Source organism: Limnohabitans sp. B9-3, from assembly GCF_002778325.1.
Classification (GTDB): domain Bacteria; phylum Pseudomonadota; class Gammaproteobacteria; order Burkholderiales; family Burkholderiaceae_C; genus Limnohabitans; species Limnohabitans kasalickyi.
This window is the reverse complement of sequence record NZ_NESI01000004.1, coordinates 231,070-252,027: the sequence shown is the minus strand read 5'-3', so window position 1 is coordinate 252,027 and position 20,958 is coordinate 231,070. Positions and strand designations below refer to the sequence as shown.

Annotated in this window: 18 protein-coding genes; 7 read left to right on the top strand and 11 right to left on the bottom strand. The window is 58.6% G+C overall.

The annotated features are described in order from the left end of the window. The first annotated feature begins 73 nt into the window (after nt 1-73). Nucleotides 74-2,410: a methyl-accepting chemotaxis protein gene (locus B9Z42_RS08940; protein WP_100133008.1), complete on the top strand. Its 2,337-nt coding sequence runs from the start codon at nt 74-76 to the stop codon at nt 2,408-2,410. Here B9Z42_RS08940 and B9Z42_RS08935 read toward each other — a convergent pair. From B9Z42_RS08935 to B9Z42_RS08915, 5 genes are all read right to left on the bottom strand, one after another. Beyond that, complete coding sequence (locus B9Z42_RS08935; protein ID WP_233203580.1) at nt 2,407-2,652, bottom strand: hypothetical protein; 246 nt, start codon at nt 2,650-2,652, stop codon at nt 2,407-2,409. The two genes, B9Z42_RS08940 and B9Z42_RS08935, sit on opposite strands and share 4 nt — an antisense overlap. A gap of 168 nt (nt 2,653-2,820) precedes the next feature. Continuing rightward, complete coding sequence (locus B9Z42_RS08930) at nt 2,821-3,807, bottom strand: tripartite tricarboxylate transporter substrate binding protein (RefSeq protein ID WP_100133007.1); 987 nt, start codon at nt 3,805-3,807, stop codon at nt 2,821-2,823. 41 nt (nt 3,808-3,848) lie between these two features. Then, nucleotides 3,849-4,721 (bottom strand): fumarylacetoacetate hydrolase family protein, encoded by an 873-nt coding sequence (locus B9Z42_RS08925; RefSeq protein WP_100133006.1) that lies wholly within the window; start codon nt 4,719-4,721, stop codon nt 3,849-3,851. A gap of 99 nt (nt 4,722-4,820) precedes the next feature. Then, nucleotides 4,821-5,717: a DMT family transporter gene (locus B9Z42_RS08920; RefSeq protein WP_100133005.1), complete on the bottom strand. Its 897-nt coding sequence runs from the start codon at nt 5,715-5,717 to the stop codon at nt 4,821-4,823. Further along, the gene (locus B9Z42_RS08915) at nt 5,718-6,236 is read right to left on the bottom strand and encodes a methylated-DNA--[protein]-cysteine S-methyltransferase (protein WP_100133004.1); all 519 of its coding nucleotides are present in this window, start codon (nt 6,234-6,236) and stop codon (nt 5,718-5,720) included. 39 nt (nt 6,237-6,275) lie between these two features. Between B9Z42_RS08915 and B9Z42_RS08910 the strand changes: the two genes are divergently transcribed. From B9Z42_RS08910 to B9Z42_RS08900, 3 genes are read left to right on the top strand one after another with little or no spacing between them, the layout of a single operon-like run. Beyond that, nucleotides 6,276-7,676, top strand: coding sequence for a phosphomannomutase/phosphoglucomutase (locus B9Z42_RS08910; RefSeq protein ID WP_100133071.1), 1,401 nt, complete (start codon nt 6,276-6,278; stop codon nt 7,674-7,676). Beyond that, nucleotides 7,673-8,755, top strand: coding sequence for a lipopolysaccharide heptosyltransferase I (gene waaC, locus B9Z42_RS08905; protein WP_233203579.1), 1,083 nt, complete (start codon nt 7,673-7,675; stop codon nt 8,753-8,755). Before B9Z42_RS08910 ends, waaC begins: the two co-directional genes overlap by 4 nt. Further along, complete coding sequence (locus tag B9Z42_RS08900; protein ID WP_233203578.1) at nt 8,752-10,080, top strand: 3-deoxy-D-manno-octulosonic acid transferase; 1,329 nt, start codon at nt 8,752-8,754, stop codon at nt 10,078-10,080. Before waaC ends, B9Z42_RS08900 begins: the two co-directional genes overlap by 4 nt. A 61-nt stretch (nt 10,081-10,141) precedes the next feature. Here B9Z42_RS08900 and B9Z42_RS08895 read toward each other — a convergent pair whose 3' ends face one another. The 6 genes from B9Z42_RS08895 to B9Z42_RS08870 are packed head-to-tail and all read right to left on the bottom strand — an operon-like array spanning nt 10,142 to nt 17,610. Further along, on the bottom strand, nt 10,142-11,518 hold the full coding sequence (locus tag B9Z42_RS08895; protein ID WP_100133003.1) for a TolC family outer membrane protein: 1,377 nt from the start codon (nt 11,516-11,518) through the stop codon (nt 10,142-10,144). A 17-nt stretch (nt 11,519-11,535) separates the two neighbouring features. Further along, nucleotides 11,536-11,877 (bottom strand): rhodanese-like domain-containing protein, encoded by a 342-nt coding sequence (locus tag B9Z42_RS08890; RefSeq protein ID WP_100133002.1) that lies wholly within the window; start codon nt 11,875-11,877, stop codon nt 11,536-11,538. A gap of 9 nt (nt 11,878-11,886) precedes the next feature. Further along, nucleotides 11,887-12,543: a protein-L-isoaspartate O-methyltransferase gene (locus B9Z42_RS08885; protein ID WP_100133001.1), complete on the bottom strand. Its 657-nt coding sequence runs from the start codon at nt 12,541-12,543 to the stop codon at nt 11,887-11,889. A 41-nt stretch (nt 12,544-12,584) separates the two neighbouring features. Then, the gene (locus B9Z42_RS08880; protein WP_100133000.1) at nt 12,585-15,788 is read right to left on the bottom strand and encodes an efflux RND transporter permease subunit; all 3,204 of its coding nucleotides are present in this window, start codon (nt 15,786-15,788) and stop codon (nt 12,585-12,587) included. Nucleotides 15,789-15,796: 8 nt separating this feature from the next. Further along, nucleotides 15,797-16,948: an efflux RND transporter periplasmic adaptor subunit gene (locus B9Z42_RS08875; protein ID WP_100132999.1), complete on the bottom strand. Its 1,152-nt coding sequence runs from the start codon at nt 16,946-16,948 to the stop codon at nt 15,797-15,799. Beyond that, on the bottom strand, nt 16,945-17,610 hold the full coding sequence (locus B9Z42_RS08870) for a TetR/AcrR family transcriptional regulator (RefSeq protein WP_100132998.1): 666 nt from the start codon (nt 17,608-17,610) through the stop codon (nt 16,945-16,947). Before B9Z42_RS08870 ends, B9Z42_RS08875 begins: the two co-directional genes overlap by 4 nt. A 90-nt stretch (nt 17,611-17,700) precedes the next feature. Here B9Z42_RS08870 and msrA point away from each other — a divergent pair, with 90 nt between their 5' ends. From msrA to B9Z42_RS08855, 3 genes are all read left to right on the top strand, one after another. Next, the gene (gene msrA, locus B9Z42_RS08865; RefSeq protein ID WP_100132997.1) at nt 17,701-18,261 is read left to right on the top strand and encodes a peptide-methionine (S)-S-oxide reductase MsrA; all 561 of its coding nucleotides are present in this window, start codon (nt 17,701-17,703) and stop codon (nt 18,259-18,261) included. Beyond that, a complete protein-coding gene (locus B9Z42_RS08860; protein WP_100132996.1) occupies nt 18,254-18,658 on the top strand; it encodes a hypothetical protein in 405 nt (134 codons plus the stop codon). The genes msrA and B9Z42_RS08860 overlap by 8 nt, the downstream gene beginning before the upstream one ends. A 96-nt stretch (nt 18,659-18,754) precedes the next feature. Continuing rightward, nucleotides 18,755-20,875 (top strand): TonB-dependent receptor, encoded by a 2,121-nt coding sequence (locus B9Z42_RS08855; RefSeq protein ID WP_100132995.1) that lies wholly within the window; start codon nt 18,755-18,757, stop codon nt 20,873-20,875. The last annotated feature ends 83 nt before the right edge of the window (nt 20,876-20,958 follow it).

Sequence of the window (20,958 nt, the reverse complement as noted above, 5' to 3'; positions counted from 1 at the left end):
ATTGCATCAAAGGCCCCGAAAAAGGGCTTTCACAGCAAACAGTTATGATGAAATTTATATATAGGGAAATCAAATGTTTGCTTTGATCCAATCTTTGAAAATTAGAACCAAGCTCATGGTTTTGGTGTTGCCTTTGCTGATAGCGCTTGGGGTTCTGTCGTCCAGCAAGGTATGGGACTTTTGGACACAAAAGAACCAGTACGAAGTCAGTGCCGAGGTGGTGTCTGAGGTGGCCGTGTTGGGGCAACTGGTGCACCAGTTGCAGTCTGAGCGCGGTATGTCGGGGGGCTTTTTGGCCTCTGGCGGCAGTGAGGCAGCAGCCGCCGCTCTGAAAACCCAGCGCGCCAAAACCGATGCCACGTTCACCCAAGCCCTCGCCACGGTCTCCCGTTTGATGGCCGATTCTGGCGCTGTGGCCAGCGCCGGCACCCAACCCGCAGCCAAGTTGCCTGCTTTGCGCCAGGCCTTGGACGCACAGCGACAGCAAATCGACGCCAAAGCACTCACTGGCGGCGCAGCGATCAAGTGGTACTCCGAGCGCATCAACGCCTTGGTGGAAACCGTTTACACCGCCGTGGATTTTTCGCCTTCGGTTGAGTTTGCTCAGAGCATACGCGCCTACGCTTACCTCATTAGCATGAAGGAGTTCGCGGGTCGCGAGCGCGCCGCCATCAACGCGGCCTTGTCAGCGGACAAGCCACTTGAGGCGGCTACGCAATCGCAGCTGATTGGCACCATCGCGCGTCAAGACAACTTTGATGTGCTGTATCGCCAAACCGCCAGCGCCGCTGATGTGCAAGCCCTCACTTTGGCTTTGGATAAGCCTGCGGTGAAAGAGTCTCTGGCCATGCGCGGCCAGGTGTTGAGCAAAGCGGCAGAAGGCAGTTTCGGTATTGCGCCCACGGTATGGTGGGCGGCTGTGTCGGAGAAGATGAACATCCTTAAAGCGCATGATGACAACTTGTCGAGCCATTTGATCGAGAACGCTCGCAGTTTGTCAGACGCCGCTGCGCGGAGTTTCTTCATCGCCATCACACTCACATTGCTGCTGGGTGCCTTGTTTTTGACGTTGACGGTGTGGATCACACGCAGCATCCAAATGCCTTTGCAGGCCTTGCAAAGCTCGATGAACCAGATCTCTGCCAGCTTTGATTTGTCACAACGGGTGAGTGTCAGTGGCTCAGACGAAATCGCGATGACATCGGCGTCCTTCAACCGAATGATGCAAGTGATTGCTGACGCCTTGAACGAGGTCAACGTGGTGATGGCTTCTCTGGCTGAGGGCGATTTTTCTAAGCCAGTCCATTCAGCGCTCAAAGGCGACATGGACACCCTGAAAAACTCGGTGAATAACAGTTTGGCTAGCGTGGAGGCCACCATTGCCACGTTGAACAGCGCCATGTTGGCGCTGCACAAGGGCGATTTCTCATTCAAAGTCGAAGTGGACGCGCAAGGCGAGTACCGCAAAGCTTTGACCAGTGCGCAGCGCGCCATGTCGTCGTTGCAAGCCATGTTGGGCGATGTGGGGCAGGTGATGCGTCATGTTTCAACCGGCGACTTGAGCCATCGGGTGCAAGCGATTGGCTCGGGCGACTTGAATGTGCTGCGCGAGAACGTCAACGCTTCTCTGGAAGCCTTGGTGAAGACCATGAAAGAAATCAACGTCAACACCCGTCAGCTCGCTGCGGCTTCGAATGAAACCACCTCCGCGATTGGACAAATTGCCGATGGTGCGCAAAGTCAAACGGTGGCCATCAGCCAAGTTTCCACGGCGGTTCGCCAGTCCAGTCTCGCGATTTCGGATGTGTCTAAGAACACGGAAATGGCGTCACAGAAGTCTCGCGAGTCGGTGCAAATCGTGCAAGCCGGCGTGCAGAAGATGTCGATGATGGTCGAGGTCGTCAGCGCCATTGCGAGCAACTCAGAAAAGATCAGCAAGATCACGGAAGTGATCGAGAAGATTGCCAACAAAACCAATTTGTTGTCCCTCAATGCTGCCATTGAAGCTGCCCGCGCGGGTGAGCACGGCAAGGGCTTTGCTGTTGTCGCGGATGAGGTGGGCAAGTTGGCGGTCAGCAGCGCGGCCAGTTCGCAAGAAATTGCGTTGCTGGTTCAAGAGGCATCCAACGAAACCGCCAAGGCCGTCGCAGCAGTCAAGGCGGTCAGCGAAGACATGGCGCATGTGGGTGAAAGTGCCCAAGCGACCGACAGTTTGCTGCAGCGCGTGTCAGCCTCTTTGGAAGAGCAGGCCAGCGCCATCGAGCAAATCAATGCCAATTTGTCTGAGCTGGACCTCATCGCACGCAGCAATGCGGCTGCGTCTGAGGAAATGACGGCCAGTGTGATGGAGTTGTCGAGCACCGCTGACGCCACGCGCCGTGAAGTGTCTAACTTCAGATTGGCAGCTTAATGCGGCTGGTGGGTGCCTTGCACCCAATCTAGGCCTTGCGCCATCGAGAAGCTGGCGGCGGCTTCATGCGTGGCAAAGTCGTCGGTGAAACAAATCACGCGGTCGGTGCTGGCACTGCCGCGTCCGCTGGCGACCGACACTTGAGCGGCAAAGCGACCGCAGGGTAGGGCGCGTGGGCAAGCGGCGATGCGATATTTGCCAAATGTGATGGCATGGTTTTGGAAATGAATAGCTGGAATCATGGATAGCTCAAAAATAAAACGAGACAAATTAGCCCTGTGTATGGGCCAATAAAAATACGCAAAGAAGTGGGAATTTACTAATAAGGCCCATTCTGCTGAAAGGGCTGCCCGCACGTTGTAGAGGTGCGGGCTAGAAGTCGACTAAAGCGATCAGCTATTGTATCAGGCTCAGTCCACCTTGCCAATGCGTTGCACCAGCGCGGCCATGTCTTTGGCATCGGTTTGCACGTAGCGCTCAAACTCAGGCATGTCTTGAAACATGAACGAGGTGCCTGCGGCTGTCAGTGCTTGGTTGGCGCGTGGGTCAGCAGCCGCAAATTTGGCAGCTTGACGCAACTTCTCGACCACCGCAGCTGGCGTGTTGGCAGGCACAAACATGCCCGACCATTGCGCGTAGCTGATGGGCACACCCAACTCTTTCAAGCTGGGTACATCGGGCAGGGCTGTCAAGCGGCTATCGCCCCAATGGGCCAAGGCACGCAGTTTGCCGGCCTTGATTTGTTGACCCACACTCGCGGGCCCTGTCGACAAGGCTTCGATTTGCCCAGACAGCAAGGCCAACACTGCAGGGCCTGCGCCGGTGTAGGGCACATGCAGCATGAAGCTAGACGTTGCTGCCTTGAGCTGCTCCATCGGCACATGCATGGTGCCGTAGTTGCCCGACGAACCAAACGACACCTTGGCAGGGTTGGCTTTGACGTAGGCCATGAATTCGGCGTAGGTTTTCCAAGGGCTGTCAGCCTTCACCACCAACACGGTGGGGTCAGCGCTGAAACGTGCGATGGGTTTGAGCTGGTCGAGCTGAAACATGGGCGCGCGTTTGAGCACTTTGTCAGCCTCGGGCAGAACCACCAGCGACGACAGCGCCATCAGCACGGTGTAACCATCGGCCTTGGACTTGGCGACTTGCGCCATGCCAATGCCGCCGCCTGCGCCGCCTTTGTTCTCAACAATCACCGACTGTTTGAGGTAGCGGCCCATGGCCTCGGCCACAGGGCGACCCACGGTGTCGGCCACGCCGCCGGGCGGGAAGGGCACCAGCATGGTGATGGGGCGCGATGGGTAGTCTTCCTGCGCCAAAGCGGGCCATGCAGCGGTGGCGCTCAGTAAGCCAGCGGTCAATCCGCGAAGCAAGAGGTGGCGGCGTGTGGTCATGGGTGTCTCCTGTCAGTTGTCTGTGGGCGTGACTTGGACGCTCAGACGAATTTGTTTTCGATATGGCCAATGCCGTCAATCTCGACGCGCACCACGTCACCCGCTTTCAAATACTGGGGTGGCTTCAAGCCCATGCCCACACCGGCGGGGGTGCCCGTGGCGATGATGTCGCCGGGGTACAGCGTGATGCCGCGTGAGATGGTTTCGATCAGCGTGGGGATGTCGAAAATCATATTTTCGGTGGGGCCATCTTGGCGTTGTTCACCATTGATGATGCCGCGCACGCGGGTCTTTGTGCCGTCGAGTTCGTCAGCGGTTACCAACCACGGGCCCATGGGGCAGAAGGTGTCAAACGACTTGCCCATGTCCCATTGTTGGTGGCGCATTTGCACGTCGCGTGCGGTCACGTCGTTGACGATGGTGTAGCCGTAGATGTGCTTCATGGCGTCAGCGGCAGCGATGTTTTTGCCACCATGGCCAATGATGACGGCCAGCTCTGATTCGTAGTCAATTTGGTCCGACACGGCACCGCCTGGCAACACCACGTCGTCAAACGGGCCCACCACACACTCGGGTACTTTTGTGAACACGATGGGCCACGCTTGGGTGTTGGTGTTGCTGTCTTTGAAGACGGAGGTGGACAGCTCTTTGGCGTGTTCGTGGTAGTTGCGGCCCACGCACCAAATGTTGCGGCGGGGCAGGGGGATGGGGGCTTCGAGTTTCACATCGGCCACCGCCACGGTTTGGCTGCTCAATGCGGGCAAGGTGCCGCCGGCCATCACGGTTTCGATCAAACGCAGCGCGCCGTGCTGGGCCACATCGGCGGGCACGTCAAAGGCGGTGACGGTTTGACCATCGGCAGACACTTGTCCTACATGGCGTTGATCTTGATGGCGGTAGGTGGCAATGCGCACAGAAAACTCCTCGTTTAAATTGAATGGTTAGCATGCTAATGCTTCTCGAGCGCGCCAAGACCTAGGGTTTGTCTTGTACGAGTCAATGACTGGGTTGAATCAAGTCCGACGTTGAACCAAGCCCGAGGCCAAGGCGGTGCCCAGCACGATCACCATGGCGCAGCCCATCATCCAAAGCGTGACGGTCTCGTCTAAAAAAACCACACCCAACACATTGGCAAACACGGGCGCAAGGTAGGTCACGGTCATGGCGCGAGCGGGCCCGGTGCGCGTCATCAGGCGGAAATACAGCACATAGGCCAAGGCCGTGCACAGCAAGCCCGCAATGGCCAGAGCGACCCAAGCCCGAAGAGGTGGCCACGCGTCAGGCCAAGTCAACAAGGCGGGCACGCATAACCCCAAGCTCGCACCCCACAAACTGCCGCTGGTGGTCACCATCGACGGAATGCCCTGCAAGTAACGCTTGGTGAAGCTGCCTGCCAAGCCATAACAAAACGTGGCGAGCAAACACGCAGCCACTGCCACCCCTGAGCCACCCGCTTTGAACGAAATGTCCCCAGTCACGTCACTGGCCAGCAGCACCACGCCACCAAACCCCAAGGCCAGCCCGATGGCCCGCAGTGCATTGAGTTTGTCGCCCAGCCAAAACCAAGCGATCACCGCGCCAAACAGCGGCGTGGTGGCATTCAAGATCGACGACAAGCCCGTGCTGATGTGCAGCAGCGCATACGCATACAGCGCGAAGGGAATACCTGCATTCAACAAGCCCACGAAGAAGGTGGGGCGCCAATGTTGGCGCAGCAATCCGGCCTCGCCCCGCCACAACAGCACGGGCGTGAGCATCAACGCCGCCAAACTGACGCGCACCCATGAGGTGGCCCATGGGCCAAAGGCGTAGGCACCTTCGCGCATGAATAAATACGAGGTGCCCCACACCAGCGCGAGCAGCACAAATTCGGGCACCCATTGGCGCCAAGGCAAGACGGTTTCGTTCATTCAGTTGATTCGACTGCTCATGCGGGCTTCTAAGGCCAACAGGTGTTTTTTACGATCCAACCCCCCGGCATAACCTGTGAGCGCTCCGTTGGCGCCCACCACGCGGTGACAGGGTACGACCACGCTCCACGGGTTGCGGCCAATGGCGGCGCCCACGGCGCGCACGGCTTTGGGTTTGCCGATACGCTGGGCAATGTCGCCATAAGTGGTGGTGTGCCCATAGGGAATATTTTGGAGTGCCCGCCATACGGTTTGTTGAAACGGCGTTCCCGTCATGAATTGCAAAGGCAGCGCAAAGGTTTGAAGTTGGCCGTCGAAATAGGCCTGTAACTGTTGATGCGCTGCGTCCAGAACGGGGTGTGTGTCATCGTCGTGCCATGGGGTGTTGTCTGGCGAATGTTGCTGGCCGACAAACCAAACACCGCATAAACCTTGCGGGGCTGCGGCCAACAGCATGGCCCCGAGTGGGCTGGTGCGCACGGTTTGAACGATGCGTGGCAGGTGTGCGCTGTGACTCATGGGAATTGATCATAGTGCGGGCTTATTACAATGAAAACCATGCAACTCAACGCCTCCATCTTCAAAGCCTACGACATCCGTGGTGTCGTGCCCTCCACCCTCAATACCGATGTCGCCGAAGCCTTGGGCCGTGCCTTTGGCACCCACGCCGCCGCTTCGGGTGAAACCACGGTGGCCGTGGGCCGCGATGGCCGTTTGAGTGGCCCTTCCTTGGTAGAGGCCCTGATCCGTGGATTGGTCTCGGCGGGTGTGCAAGTGATCGACGTGGGTGCGGTCACCACGCCCATGTTGTACTTTGCAGCCAGCACGCTGTGCAAGAGTGGCATTCAAGTCACGGGCAGTCACAACCCCAAGGACTACAACGGGTTCAAGATGGTCCTCGGTGGCCGTGCCATTTACGGCGAAGAAATCCAGGGCCTGCGGCACATCATGGAAGCGGAGAGTTGGGTGCTCAAAGCGGGCGGCAGCGTCAAGCAGGTGGACGTGACGGCCGATTACGTGGCCCGCATCGTGGGTGATGTGCGTTTGAGCCGCCCCATGAAGGTGGTGGTCGACTGCGGCAACGGCATTGCAGGTGCCACGGCACCCGGCATCTTCCGTGCGCTGGGTTGCGACGTGGTTGAGCTGTTCAGCGAGGTGGATGGCAATTTCCCCAACCACCACCCCGACCCCAGCAAGCCAGAAAACTTGAAAGACCTGATCCAAGCCTTGAAAACTTCGGGCGCAGAACTGGGCTTGGCGTTTGACGGCGACGGTGACCGCTTGGGCATCGTCACCCAAGGCGGCAACAACATTTACCCTGACCGCCAAATGGCCTTGTTCGCCCGCGACGTGTTGTCGCGTGTGCCTGGCGGCGCGATTGTGTTTGACGTGAAGTGTTCGCAGCGGTTGGCCCCTGCCATTCGCGAAGCGGGCGGTCAAGCGCTGATGTTCAAAACAGGCCACTCTCTCATCAAAGCCAAGATGAAAGAAGTCGATTCGCCTTTGGGCGGCGAGATGAGTGGCCACATCTTCTTCAAAGAACGTTGGTACGGCTTTGACGATGGCACCTACGCAGGCTGCCGCTTGCTCGAAATCGTGAGCCGCAGCCCCGATGCCAATGCGGTGTTAGACGCCTTGCCCACCAGTTTCTCCACGCCTGAGTTGAACGTGGGCTGCGCCGAGGGCGAGCCCCACCGTTTGAGCGCAGAGCTGCAGCAGTTGGTGGCTTCGGGCGAACTGCCTTCGCCCGAGTTCAAGCCTGAAGCGTGTGTGATTGACGGCCTGCGCATCGACTGGGCCGATGGCTTTGGTTTGATTCGTGCCTCCAACACCACACCGGTCTTGGTGTTGCGCTTTGAAGGCCAAACCCAAGAAGCGCTGACCCGCATTGAGCACGACATGCTGGCGTTGTTGCGCCGTGTGAAGCCCGATGCGGCGTTTCAAGAGGCGGCGCATTGAGCGAGACTGAACCCTTGGGCCTGCCCACCACATCAGGGTCGCCCGCTTCGTCTGGTTTGTCGGGCCGTCAAGCACCCTTGAAAGTGCTCATCGTCAAGCTCTCGTCCTTGGGCGATGTGGTGCACACGATGCCCGCTGTGATGGACATTCAAGCTGCGTTCCCCCACGCCCAAATTGACTGGGTGGTTGAGCGTGGCTTTGCGCCCATGGCGGCGCGCTGTGCGGCCGTGCACCGCGTGATTCCGTGTGAGCTGCGCCGTTGGCGCAAAGCCTTCTTCAAGTCGAACACGCGTGCACAAACCCGTGCCGAGTGGCAAGCCTTCAAAGCCGATTTGCAGCGCGACGCCTATGACGTGGTGATCGATTTGCAAGGTCTCACCAAATCGGCTGTCGTGGCTTGGCTGGCGCGTCTGGCCCCCAACGGCAAACGCTACGCCATGGCCAACCGCACCGATGGCTCAGGCTATGAACGCCCCACGCGTTGGGTGGCCGATGTGGCCATACACATCACGCCGTACATCCATGCGGTCGATCGCGGGCGTGTGTTGTGCGCCAAAGCTTTGGGTTACGAGGTGCCAGCATCGGTGAATTACGGGCTGGGGCAAGCACAACCCAACGCTAACGTGAACGCACCCGATTCTTTGCCGACGCACCCCCTCGTGGTGTTCGTGCACGGCACCTCGCGCGCTGACAAAGAGTGGCCTTTGTCCCACTGGTATGAATTGGGGCAGCGCTTGAAAGCCACAGGCTTAGACGTGGTGTTACCGCACGGCAACGATGAAGAGCGTTTGCGCAGCGAGGCCTTGGCCGAGATGTTGCCAGGCGCAATCGTTTGGCCGCGCATGTCTCTGGATCAACTCACCAGCCAGATGGCGCCGTGTACCGGTGTGATTGGGGTGGACAGCGGTTTGAGCCACATCGCGGTGGCGCTCGACTTGCCGCATGTGCAGATTTACAACTTTGACACCGCATGGCGCACGGGCCCTGAGGGTTTACGCCGTCAAACCAGTGTGATCGATGCGCCCACCCCCACGGTTGATGCGGTGTGGCATGCATGGCAAAAGTGTTTGCAAGCATGAGCCGCGCTGCTATGACGCGCACGGTTTACGGCTGGGTGTTGCAAGCCCTGCAACCCCTGCTGCGCCGCAAACTCAAGCGCCGTGGTGCGGATGAGCCTGGCTATTTAGAGGCCATCGACGAGCGGTTTGGTTATTACACCCAGCCCAGTGCGGCACAAAGTGGGATGGTCTATGTGTGGGTACATGCGGTGTCGCTGGGTGAGACTCGCGCTGCCGCCGTGTTGTTGCAATCCTTGCGTGAAGCGATGTCGGCCTCACCAGAGTTGAAAATTTTGCTGACCCACGGCACGGCGACGGGGCGCGCACAAGGCCACAGTTTGATAAAAGATGGCGATGTGCAGGTGTGGCAACCGTGGGACACACCAGCGGTGGTGCAGCGGTTTTTGCAGCATTTTCACCCCCGTGCCGCCATCGTTTTAGAAACTGAGGTGTGGCCCAACTGGGTGGCGCTGTGTCGTCAAGCCGATGTGCCCATGCTCTTGGTGAACGCCCGCATGAGTGAGAAAAGCATGCGCCAAGCCCAGCGTTTGTCTTGGTTGTCGCGTCCGGCTTACCAAGGCTTGACGGCGGTGTTTGCCCAAACCCAAGCCGATGCTGAGCGTTTGCGGCAACTGGGTGCCAAGGTCGACGGCGTGTTGGGCAATTTGAAATTTGACGCCAAGCCCGATGCGCAGCAACTGCTGCAAGCCACGGCTTGGAAGCAAGGTCTCACGCGCCCGGTGGTGTTGCTTACCAGCTCACGCGAGGGCGAAGAGCTCATGTGGTTGGATGCCTTGCAAGCCCTCAAAGATGCGCCGCTGGATGCACAGCACCACTTTCATGCTGTGCATTGGCTGGTGGTGCCGCGTCATCCGCAGCGCTTTGACGAGGTGGCCGCGCTCATCACACAACGTGGGTTTGTGGTGTCACGCCGCAGTGCTTGGGTGAATGGCCCCGATGTGGCCCAAGCCGATGACCCCATTTGGTTGGGTGATTCCTTGGGCGAAATGGCGTTGTATTACGGCTTGGCCGATGCGGCGCTTTTGGGCGGCAGTTTTGCGCCCTTGGGTGGGCAAAACTTGATTGAGGCCACGGCTTGCGGCTGCCCCGTGGTGATGGGCCCGCACACCTTTAACTTTGCCGAAGCGGCCGAGTTGGCCGAGGCCGCGGGCGCAGCGTTGCGTGTGGCCGATATGGCCGAGGCCGTGGTCACGGCTTTGCAAATGGTGGCGTCAGCGGCTGATGAAAACGCGCATGTGCAAGCGTGCTGGGCGTTTTCACAAGCGCACAAAGGCGCAGCACAGCGCACGGCTCAGGCGCTACGGCCTTACCTCAACGCACCCTGATTACGCTTCAGCGCTTTGTACGCTGGGTTTGGGCGCTGACTAGGGGCGTAAAGACGAGCGTTTAAGGGGCCAGCAAAGCGTTGATCGGCTGCAAGTCTTTCGGCGTCAAGGTGCCGCTGGCTTGGCGCAGTTTGAGGTTACCCACCAACACGTCGTAGCGTGCTTTGGCCAAGTCACGTTTGGTTTGGTAAAGCTGGCTTTGTGAGTTCAACACGTCGATGTTGATGTTCACGCCCACCGAGTAGCCCAGTTTGTTGGCATCCAACGCACTTTGGGTGGAGGCTTCGGCGGCTTCCAGCGCTTTGACTTGGCTCAAACCCGCGACCAGACCAAAGTAGGCGGTGCGTGTGGCTTGGGCGGTGTTGCGGCGTGCGTTCTCATAGTCGGAACGTGCTTTGTCTTCTAAAGACACGGTTTCTTTGATGCGGTATTGCGTAGAGAAGCCCGCGAAGATGGGCACGTTCAAGACGAGGGCAGCAGAGGGGTTGTAGATGTGTGACGACACGGTGCCGGTGACGTTGCCCCCATCGTTACGCACCCCTGAGTAGGACAGTTGTGCATCCAATGTGGGCTTGTGTCCAGCCTGCGCTTTGTCAACTTCAAGTGACGCCACACTCAAAGCCAACTGCGCTTGGCGCACAGCGGGGCTGGCTGCTTCAGACTGGCTGACCCAAACACTGACATCTTCTGCGGGCGCAGCAATCAAGGTCGAATTTTTGGCAAGGCCTTTGGGTTTGGCGTTGCTCACACCTGCAGCCAAATCCAGCGCTAAGCGTTTGATGCGCAGGTCGTTTTCAGCGGCAATTTCTTGGGCGGTGCTCAGGTCAAAACGGGCCTGTGCATCGCGCACGCCGGTGATGGTAGAGGTGCCCACTTCAAAGTTGCGTTTGGCTGAGGCCAGTTGCTCTTGCACGGCTTCTTTTTGAGCTTTGACCGACGCTAAGCTGTCTTCGCTGGTCAGCACATCAAAGTAGGCTTGCGAAACGCGGACCAACAGGTCTTGCTCGGCGGCTTCGTATTGCGCAGCGGCTTGCTCAAGCAAACGGCCGCCCTGTTTGTAGGCGGCCCAAGCGGCAGGGCGGTAGATAGGTTGGGTCAACGTGAGGGAGGCGGAACCTGTGCCGTAAAAACGCTCAGAAGCTAATAAAGATTTAGTGGGGTCTGTCGGATGGGTGAAAGGCGTATCTGGGCGGAAATTAAAGTAAGTCCGCGACACACTCGCCGACAACGCAATGTTCGGCAGCACGCCGCCCAGCGTTTGGTTGGCCTTGGCCAAGTTGGCTTCAAACTGGGCTTTGGCCGAAATGAAACTGGCGTCGTAGCCACGCGCTGCCTCGTACATGTCGACCAAGCTTTGGGCTTGCGCGGCGCTGGCGAATGTCAAGGCGGCCGCAGCGGCGAGGGGCAAGGTGCGAAACAGGGTGCGCGAGAGCTTCATAGGTGTCTTTCTGTCAATCAATACATGGGCACGGTGGCATCCACCTGCGCCGACCAAGCGTCAATGCCGCCCGCAATGTTGGCCACATGGGCAAAGCCTTGTTGGGCCAAAAAAGCGGCCACTTGCATGCTGCGCGCACCGTGGTGGCACAGGCAAGCAATGGGGCGGTCGCGGTCGAGTTCATCCAGCCGAGCGGGAATGGTGTGCATCACCATCTTGACCAACTCAAACCCTTGCGCGGTCACACAAGCGGTTTGAATTTCCCAAGGTTCACGCACATCCAGCACAACGGTAGGGCCGTCGGCGGCGTGGGCAGCGATCCAGTCTGAGAGCTGGGCGGGTTGAATTTGGTCGATCATGCCGAACTTTTAGAACTGGAAACGGCTGGGCTCTGTAAAGCCTTGTAAACGTGGCGCCGTGGTATCCCACAAGGCCTTGCTGTTCCAGGCGGCGTCGCCGGTGCGGGTGAACAAGGTGGCGCACATCACAGGGTCTTGGCCCACGATGGCCAACAGGCGGCCGCCCACTTTGAGTTGTTGTAGCAAAGCTTGGGGGACTTCAGCCACCGAGCCACCGAGCACGATGGCGTCGAAAGGGGCATCGCCTGCAGCACCTTGGTTGCCGTTGGCCACGCGCACATCCACGTGGCTCACGCCCGCACGTTGCAGGTTGTCGCGGGCGGTGGCTGCCAATTCGGTGTCCATCTCCAAGCCAATCACGCGTTGAGCGCGGCCTGCAACAAGCGCGCACAAATAGCCGCTGCCCACGCCAATGACCAACACTTTTTCGGTGCCAGTCAGCTCGAGGTCGTGCATCAAACGGGCATCCACGCGGGGAGGCAGCATGCTGTGGCCGTTGGCCAAGGGCACTTCCGTGTCGGTGTAGGCCAGGGCTTGGTAGGCCTGGGGCACAAACAATTCGCGAGGCAGCTGCGACAGCACGTTCAAAGCGGCTTTGTCGAGCACTTGCCAAGGGCGAATTTGTTGCTCGACCATGTTGAAGCGGGCTTGTGCTTGGGTATTCATCTCAAAACTCCAAAATCGATAGGGAAAAGCTGGGCTAAATTTTAACGGGCGGTGCTGTCGGCGCCTAACGCCCACTTGCGCCTCAGCCATTGGGCCAAATCGTCCAAATAGCAATACACCACGGGCACGACCACCAAGGTCAGAAGGGAGGAAGTGATGACGCCACCAATCACCGCTTGACCCATGGGCGCGCGCTGTTCTGAGCCTTCAGAAAAGGCGAATGCCAGTGGCACCATGCCAAAAATCATGGCGAGGGTAGTCATCAAAATAGGGCGTAAACGCACTTCGGCGGCCAGCAGCAGGGCGTCGTTGCGGCCCAAGCCAGGCTTGATCGTGCCGTCGGCTTGTGGTTGGGGCTCGCGGGCGCGGATGGCAAAGTCGACCAACAAAATGGCATTTTTGGTGACTAAGCCCATCAGCATGACCATGCCAATGACCGAGAACATGGACATGCTCGAGCCAAACATCAACAAAGCCAGCACCACGCCAATGAGCGTGAGCGGCAGGGCTGTCATCAGCGCCAAGGGTTGCAAAAAGCTTTTGAACTGGCTGGCCAAGATCATGTAGATGAACACAATCGCCAGCACCAAGGCAGAGAGGGCGTAGCCAAACGACTCGGCCATGTTTTTGGTGGAGCCGCTGAACTGGTAGCGATAGCCGGGCGGCAACTGAATGCCCTCCATCACTTTGCGAATGTCTGCCGAGACCTCGCCTGCAGAGCGATTGAACACGTTGCCGTTGATGGCCACTTCGCGCATGAGGTCGCGCCGGTTGATTTGGTTGGGGCCTGTGCCTTCCACCACTTTGGCAAATTGATTCAAACGCACCACGCGTGGACTGCCGTCAGCTTGTGTGCCGATGATGAAGGGCAGGCGTTCCATGTCCTGCAGGGCGTTGCGGGCGTTGGGGTTCAAGCGCACGTTGACGTCATAAGTTTGGTCGTCATCGGCGCGCCAGTTGGTCACGGTGGTGCCCGCGACCAAGGTGCGCAGTTGGTTGCCTACGGCACCCAGTGACAGCCCCAAGTCGCTGGCGGCTTCGCGCTGCATTTGCACATCGACGGTGGGTTTGTTGGGCTTGATGCTGGAGTCCAAGTCGACCAAGCCTGGGATGGTGCGAATTTTCGCCATCACTTGCACAGTCAGCCGTTCGAGCTCGCGCAAGTCTCGGCCTTGCAAGGAGAACTCCACTTGTTTGTTGCCTCCCACGGCGTCGAGCAAGCCTGCATGGGTGACCGTGATGCCTGGCACATCCAGCAAGCGGGTGCGCAGCACCGCGGACATTTGGTCCACGTTTCGTTTGCGGTCTTTGCGATCGACCAGGCGCACATAGATGGTGGCGTAAATTTTGCCGTTGGCCGAGCCTGTGTTGATGGTGGCCAGGGTGTAGCGCACCTCGGGGAACTCGCGAACAATGGCTTCGACTTGCTGCGCTTTGGCTTCGGTCACGTCCAGCGAGGAGCCCACCGGTGTGTAAAAGCTCACACTGGTTTCTGAAAAATCAGCCTTGGGGACAAACTCGGTGCCCAGCAGCGGCACCATGAAAACACTCACCACAAATGTGCCTACAGCCATTGCCACAGTGACACGTTTGTGATGCAGCGACCAGCGCAAGATCTGTTGGTAAAGCGCGATCAAGGTGTCGGTGCTGCGGTCAAACCAAGCGGTGACGCGGCCTATCGTGCGGTCATAAAAGTTGTTTGAGGTGCTGGGCTTGCCGTGGGCATGGATGGTGGGGTCGTGCCAGATGGACGACAGCATGGGGTCGAGCGTGAAGCTGACGAACATCGAAATCAGCACCGCCGCCACGATGGTCAAGCCAAACTCGTGGAAGAACTTGCCGATGATGCCGCCCATGAAGCCAATGGGTAAAAACACCGCCACGATGGACAAGGTGGTGGCCAGCACCGCCAAGCCAATTTCTTGCGTGCCGTCCAGCGAGGCTTGGTAGGGTGTTTTGCCCATTTGCACGTGCCGCACGATGTTCTCGCGTACCACGATGGCGTCGTCGATCAGCAAGCCCACGCACAGCGACAAAGCCATGAGCGTGATCATGTTGATGGTGAAGCCAAACAAGTACATGAACAAAAACGTGCCGATGATGGCAATGGGCAGGGTCAGGCCCGTGATGACCGTGGAGCGCCACGAGTTCAAAAACAAGAACACGATCAACACCGTCAGCACAGCACCTTCGATGAGGGTTTGACGCACGTTGGCCACCCCCACGCGAATCGGGCGTGAGCCATCTTGCACCTGCTCCAAGCGAACGCCTGGCGGCAATTGCGATTGCATCTCGGCCACGGTTTTGTTCAAACCATCCACCACCTCAATGGTGTTTTCGTCTTGTGACTTTTGCACGGTCATCAACAGCGTGCGTTGGCCGTTGTACAGCGCCAAGCTCTCCACCTCTTGCGCACCATCGTTGACGGTGGCGACTTGGTTCAGGCGAATGGGGGTGGTCCCTTTGCGCGCCACGATGAGGTCGCCGAACTGTTCGGGGCGCAGCATGCGGCCTTGGATTTGAATCACGCGGTCTTGTTGCAGCGAGCGCAAGCTGCCCACGGGCAAGTCTTGGGTTTCGGTTCTGACCGCATTGACCACTTGATCTGCGCTGATGCCCAACGCCTCCATGGCTTGCGGGTTCAGGTACAGGTTGATCTCGCGCTTGGTGCCCCCCACCAATGACACCGAGCCCACGCCTCGCACGTTCTCGAGACGTTTTTTCAGCACTTGGTCGGCCCAGTTGGTCAGTTCAACCGCTTGCAAGGCTTTGGCTTTGTCGCTGGCGCCGCCTGCTGTCATGGGCACGTCAGGCACCACGGCCAGCGACCAAATGGCTTTGCTTGACGGATCAAAGCGCAGCACTTTGGGCTCTTTCACGTCGGCCCGCAGCAAGGGCCGCAAGGTCGCCACTTTTTCCCGCACATCTTCGGCCCCTTTGCGACCATCGATGTAGAGCTGAAACTCAACCACCACCACCGACATGCCTTCGTAGCTGCGTGAGGTGAGGGTGCTGATACCGGCAATCGAATTGACACCTTCTTCGATCTTCTTGCTGACTTCGCTCTCCACAATCTCAGGCGATGCGCCTGGGTACTCGGTGGTGATAACCACCACTGGAAAGTCGATGTTGGGGAACTGGTCGATCTTGAGGCGCTGGTAAGAGAACAGGCCTAGCACCACAAAGGCGAGCATCACCATGGTCGCAAAGACCGGGTTTTTAAGGCTGACTTTGGTGAACCACATGGTGCGCTTTAGTTAGTTTTCGGGGTGGTGTAAGTCACCGCCAGCCCAGCACGCAAGGCCCCGACTTGGCCTTTGATCACGGTGGCACCGGCTTCGAGCCCCGTCACGCCCACCAGGGGCTCTGACTCGGGCTGGGCCAAGTCAGTGCCCGTCACGCCCACCACCACGGTTTTGTGCGCCACTTGGAAGGAGTCGCCCACTTTTTCAACCACCTGCACATAGGGCTGGGCGCGGTCGCTGCGCACGGCAGACAGGGGCACCGCGATCACCTGGCGACTGCCCAAGCCCAACATGCCTTTGGCAAATAAGCCGTGTCGAAGACCTTGGGCTGGATCTAGGCGCAGATACACCATCACGCTTCGGCTGCCGGCTTGTGCGCTGGGGCTGATGCGTTGCACCTTGGCCTTCACGAAGGTGGTGCGGTCTTCCAGTTGCAAATTGGCCACTTGGCCCACGCGCACGTCGATTGACTCGCTGGGGCTGAGTGGCGCTTCGACTTCGAGTTGGCTCAAGTCCACCAACTCCAGCACCTTGGCATCGATGCTCACGCGCTCACCCAGTTGTGCGGCGCGCAAGGCGATCACGCCGGAGAACGGGGCCACCAAGGTCGCGTCGTCCAACGACTTGCGTGCCACATCGGCACCGGCGATGGCGGCTTTGTGGCTGGCCACTGCGCCTTGGTAACTGGCGAGTGAGTTGTCGGAGGCCGCTTTAGAGATGAAGCCTTGCTCCACCAAGGCTTTGTTGCTGTCCCATTGGCGTTGCGCAATGTCCATTTGCGCTTTGGCGGCCAAGGCTTGCTCTTGGGCTTGTTGCCAGCGGCGTTGGAACTCGGTGGGGTCGATGCGAGCCAGCACTTGCCCTGCTGCTACGACGTCGCCTTCGCGCACCGTGATTTCTTTCACCTCACCCGCCACACGGGCCTTGATGACGGCATAGCTCAGCGCTTTGACCGTGCCTGAAATGGCCAGCCCTTGGGTGATGTCGCGCAGGTCGACGCTCAGCACGTCAGTGCGGGCCAGTTCAATGTGACTCTGCACCACCGCAGGGGCCGCCGCTGCTTCTTTTTGTACCCGTTTGGCAGCCAAGGCACGCCAAATGCCGGCGGCCAAAGCCAAGACGACCACAGCGATGATGATCCAACGGGTTTTGTGTTTCATGGGGACTTCCGCGTGAGCATGCCGTTGAGCAGCATGTCGATGTGCATGTGGATAAATTCTTGGGGATCGATGATTTGGGCCGACGCCGCACAGGCGCCCATGGAGTGCTTCCACATCATCAAGAAAATCATGGGGGCAATGAGGGCGTACACCGCTTTGTGGGTGTTCATGGCCTGAAACTCGCCGCTGTCGACGCCGCGTTGCAAGATGCGTTGCAGCAATTGCGTGCCCGGCACCACCACATCGGCTTGGTAAAACGCCGCCACGTCGGGGAAGTTTTGGGCTTCGCTGATCACCAGTTTGGCGATGCCACTGGCTGGCGTGTTGCCGACGCGCTCGCACCAGACGTTCATGGCGTACTTCACCATCTCGGCGGTGCTGCCTTCAAAGGTGTCAAGTTCTTCAAACCACGCAGGGAAAAGGCTGCCAATGTTTTCGCGGATGACGGCTTTGAACAGGTCCTCTTTGCTTTGAAAGTACAAAAACAAAGTGCCTTTGGATACGCCGGCGCGGGCCGCCACTTCTTCCGACCGGGTGGCGGTGAAGCCTTTTTCGACAAACAGTGCCAATGCCGCGTCTAGCAGTTCGCGTGGGCGTGCTTCTTTTCGGCGCTCGCGTTTGGGCGCCGACTCGAGAAGGGGGGAGGGTGTTTCTAGGGTCAAGGTGGTTAATGACTAATCGGTTAGCAATATAGCCGATCGGCCATGTTGAGGCGGTTTTTCTCGTGACAAAGCGCTCATAGAATCGCGACTATGACTCAGACCCACCAAGCCGCTTTGCCATCCTCCCGCGTCATTACTTTGGGGGGAGGCTGTTTTTGGTGCACGGAAGCCGTTTTTGTGCGCGTCAAGGGTGTGCTCGATGTGGAGTCAGGGTACTGCAACGGTCATGTGTTGAACCCTACTTACCGCCAAGTGTGCGAGGGCACCACGGGGCACAACGAGGTGGTGCGCTTGGTGTACGACCCGCAGGTCATCAGCTTGCATGAGGTGCTCGAGATTTTCTTTGTGATCCACGACCCCACCACCTTGAACCGCCAAGGCAATGATTCGGGCACGCAATACCGCAGCGGCATTTACCTCAGCGACGAGGCCGACCGTGCGGTGGCGCAGCAGGTGTTGAACGAGGTCAACGCCGCCATGAATGGCCGGGTCGTGACTGAGTTGCAAGACTTGCACAATTATTCAGCCGCCGAGGCCTACCACCAAGACTATTTCGAGCACAACCCCGATCAAGGCTATTGCGCATTTGTGGTGGCGCCCAAAGTGCAAAAGTTTTTGAAGACGTTTGCCGACAAGGTCCGGCATGCCTAACTTGCAGCGCTGGCTGCCTCTGTCGCTGGGTTGGCTCAGTGTGCGGCGTGCGCTTTTGCTGCTGCTGACGGCTTTGGTGTTGGTGCAAACGGTGGGCGTGCTGCACCGTGTGGCCCATGCGCACGGTTCGCACAGCGCGGTGACGGTTGAATCTGTGACAGCGCGAAGCTCCGGCCAAGACCTCATGGCTGGTTTGCAGCGCTTGTGGGGCGACCACAGCAACGCGGTGGACTGTCAGCTGTTTGATCAAAGCTGTCCAGATGTACTGCACCTACCTGTGCTTGTGGTGATGCCCGTGATGCCTGCGCATCGCTGGCTGGTTGCCACGTTGCACGAACGCTTTGCACTCTTTGAGCGGTTTTACGCGGCCCGAGGGCCCCCTGCTGTTTTGCTTTGATCTCTGAGTCGGCTCGCCAAGCTTGATCGCTGGCACGCTGGCATGTCTTTGCAAAACACACATGAGGCGTCATACACGCCTCGCAGGAACCTTCTCATGACAGACGTTTTTCAACGCAGCGCCTTGGCCGCTGCAGCCTATGCATTTCTTTCCCTGACCCTTGGCAACGCTTGGGCACAAACCTCTCAAAACCCACCCACTGCACAAGACGTTGCTGTTCACCGCTTGGACGAGGTCACCGTCACCGCGCGCAACCTAGAAGGCGGCGGTGTGTGGGTGCCCGCACAGCGGCTCTCGGGTGCAGCACTGACCCAGCGCCAAGGCAGTACCTTGGGCGAAACACTCGACAACTTGCCCGGCATTGCCAACAGCTCGTTTGGTCCGAATGTGGGGCGACCCACGATTCGCGGCATGGATGGCGACCGGATTCGCATCCTGCAAAACAGCGGTGCGAACATGGACGTGTCTGGCTTGAGCAACGACCATGCCGTGCCGATTGACCCGCTCACCACCGAACGCATTGACGTGCTGCGCGGCCCTGCCACTTTGCTCTACGGCGGCAGTGCCATCGGTGGCGTGGTGAACGTGATTGACAACCGCATTGCGCGTGAGCGCACGTTTGACGACCAAGGCGGCGTGATGGGCAAAGTTGAAGTACGTGCCGGTGGCGCAGCCAACGAGCGGAGCACAGGCGCCATGGTGGAGGCAGGCAGCGACAAATTTGTGTTGCATGTGGACGCGTTTGAGCGCAGCACCCAAAACTTGCGCGTGCCCAAAACCATGACCTGCGGTGAAGGGGGGCCATCGAATGGCCGGCGCGTGTGTAACTCGGCCAGCAACAGCAAGGGAGGTGCCGTCGGCGGCACGCTGCTGTTTGACCGTGGCTACCTTGGCCTGTCCACCAGCGAATACCGCAGCACGTACGGCACGGTGGCCGAGCCTGATGTGGCCATTGGCTTGCTGCGTCGCCACCATGTGATGGAAGGTGTGTGGCGCGAGGTCGGGGCGTTTGAGAACGTGAAATTTCAATGGGGACAAACCCATTACACGCACACCGAGTTTGCGAACGCCAGTCCAGAGTCCACGTTTAAGAACAAAGGCACTGATTTCCGTTTGGAGGGACGCCAGCGTGCCATGCCTTTGAGCCATGGTTTGCAGCTGAATGGTGTGATTGGTATTCAAAGCGAGCGCAACAACTTGCAAGCGAAGGCCAACGATGGCGCCAACACGCTGTTGCCACCGAGTCGAACGCGCAGCACAGGGGTGTTTACCTACCAAGCTTTGAAAACACCATGGGGTCAACTCAGTGCAGGAGCTCGCGCTGAATCGGTGGAGGTGTTGGCACTGGAGGACCATCCAGGCAATTTGGCAGGATCCAAAAAATTCAAACCGCTCAACGTTGCGTTCGGTGCGATGCGCAACTTGCGCGTGGGTGACGCACAAAATGGTTGGCAGCTGACGAGCAACTTAAGCGCGAGTCAGCGTGCCCCCAAAGACTATGAGCTGTTTGCCCACGGAGAACATGCTGCTACTGCCACTTATGAAATTGGTCAACCCAATCTCCAATTAGAAAAAGGCACGCAGTTGGATGTGGGCGGCGAATGGAAGCAAGGAGCGCATAAATTTGGCGTCATCGGATTTGCTTCGCAGTTCTCCAATTACATCTCGTTGCAATCGATGGGTTTTGATACCAGCGGCCTGCCCACTTATCAATTCGAAGGTGTACGCGCCCGTTTTTATGGCGTCGAAACCAACGCGAAAGTACGGCTCGTCAGCGGTCAAGACGCGCTGCTGACGCCCAACGCGGCCCACGGCGCGATGGACTTAGAGCTGCGCGCCGATGTGGTGCGCGCCCAAGACTTGACCCACAACAGCCCCATGCCCCGCATCGCCCCCATGCGTGTGGGCGCTGATGCGGTGTGGTCACGCCATGCTTGGGGGGCACGTTTGGGTTTCATGCATGCCGCTGCACAAAGCCGCGTGCCCAACAACGGCGCTGAGCCAGGCATCACCACCGCAGGTCATACCCTGTGGAATGCGGGTTTGAACCACCACATGCACACCGGCGCCGTGCATTGGTTGACGTTTGCCAAGCTCGACAACATCACCAACAAGCTGGCGTATTCGTCCACCTCGGTCTTGACCCAAACCCTGGGCACCAACGCGCCACCCCTGGCGGGACGTAGTTTGAAGCTGGGCTTGCAAGCCAGTTTTTAAGCACCATCCACGGGTTATCCCTATTTAAATGACATCAATTCCCCGTTAATCTCTGTATACAGAATACGGAGTCCAATATTTGG

Coding starts and splice junctions, on each gene's coding strand:
- B9Z42_RS08940 (WP_100133008.1), top strand. CDS start 74: ATGTTTGCTTTGATCCAATCTTTGAAAATTAGAACCAAGCTCATGGTT.
- B9Z42_RS08935 (WP_233203580.1), bottom strand. CDS start 2,652: ATGATTCCAGCTATTCATTTCCAAAACCATGCCATCACATTTGGCAAA.
- B9Z42_RS08930 (WP_100133007.1), bottom strand. CDS start 3,807: ATGACCACACGCCGCCACCTCTTGCTTCGCGGATTGACCGCTGGCTTA.
- B9Z42_RS08920 (WP_100133005.1), bottom strand. CDS start 5,717: ATGAACGAAACCGTCTTGCCTTGGCGCCAATGGGTGCCCGAATTTGTG.
- B9Z42_RS08915 (WP_100133004.1), bottom strand. CDS start 6,236: ATGAGTCACAGCGCACACCTGCCACGCATCGTTCAAACCGTGCGCACC.
- B9Z42_RS08910 (WP_100133071.1), top strand. CDS start 6,276: ATGCAACTCAACGCCTCCATCTTCAAAGCCTACGACATCCGTGGTGTC.
- B9Z42_RS08900 (WP_233203578.1), top strand. CDS start 8,752: ATGAGCCGCGCTGCTATGACGCGCACGGTTTACGGCTGGGTGTTGCAA.
- B9Z42_RS08895 (WP_100133003.1), bottom strand. CDS start 11,518: ATGAAGCTCTCGCGCACCCTGTTTCGCACCTTGCCCCTCGCCGCTGCG.
- B9Z42_RS08890 (WP_100133002.1), bottom strand. CDS start 11,877: ATGATCGACCAAATTCAACCCGCCCAGCTCTCAGACTGGATCGCTGCC.
- B9Z42_RS08885 (WP_100133001.1), bottom strand. CDS start 12,543: ATGAATACCCAAGCACAAGCCCGCTTCAACATGGTCGAGCAACAAATT.
- B9Z42_RS08880 (WP_100133000.1), bottom strand. CDS start 15,788: ATGTGGTTCACCAAAGTCAGCCTTAAAAACCCGGTCTTTGCGACCATG.
- B9Z42_RS08875 (WP_100132999.1), bottom strand. CDS start 16,948: ATGAAACACAAAACCCGTTGGATCATCATCGCTGTGGTCGTCTTGGCT.
- msrA (WP_100132997.1), top strand. CDS start 17,701: ATGACTCAGACCCACCAAGCCGCTTTGCCATCCTCCCGCGTCATTACT.
- B9Z42_RS08860 (WP_100132996.1), top strand. CDS start 18,254: ATGCCTAACTTGCAGCGCTGGCTGCCTCTGTCGCTGGGTTGGCTCAGT.
- B9Z42_RS08855 (WP_100132995.1), top strand. CDS start 18,755: ATGACAGACGTTTTTCAACGCAGCGCCTTGGCCGCTGCAGCCTATGCA.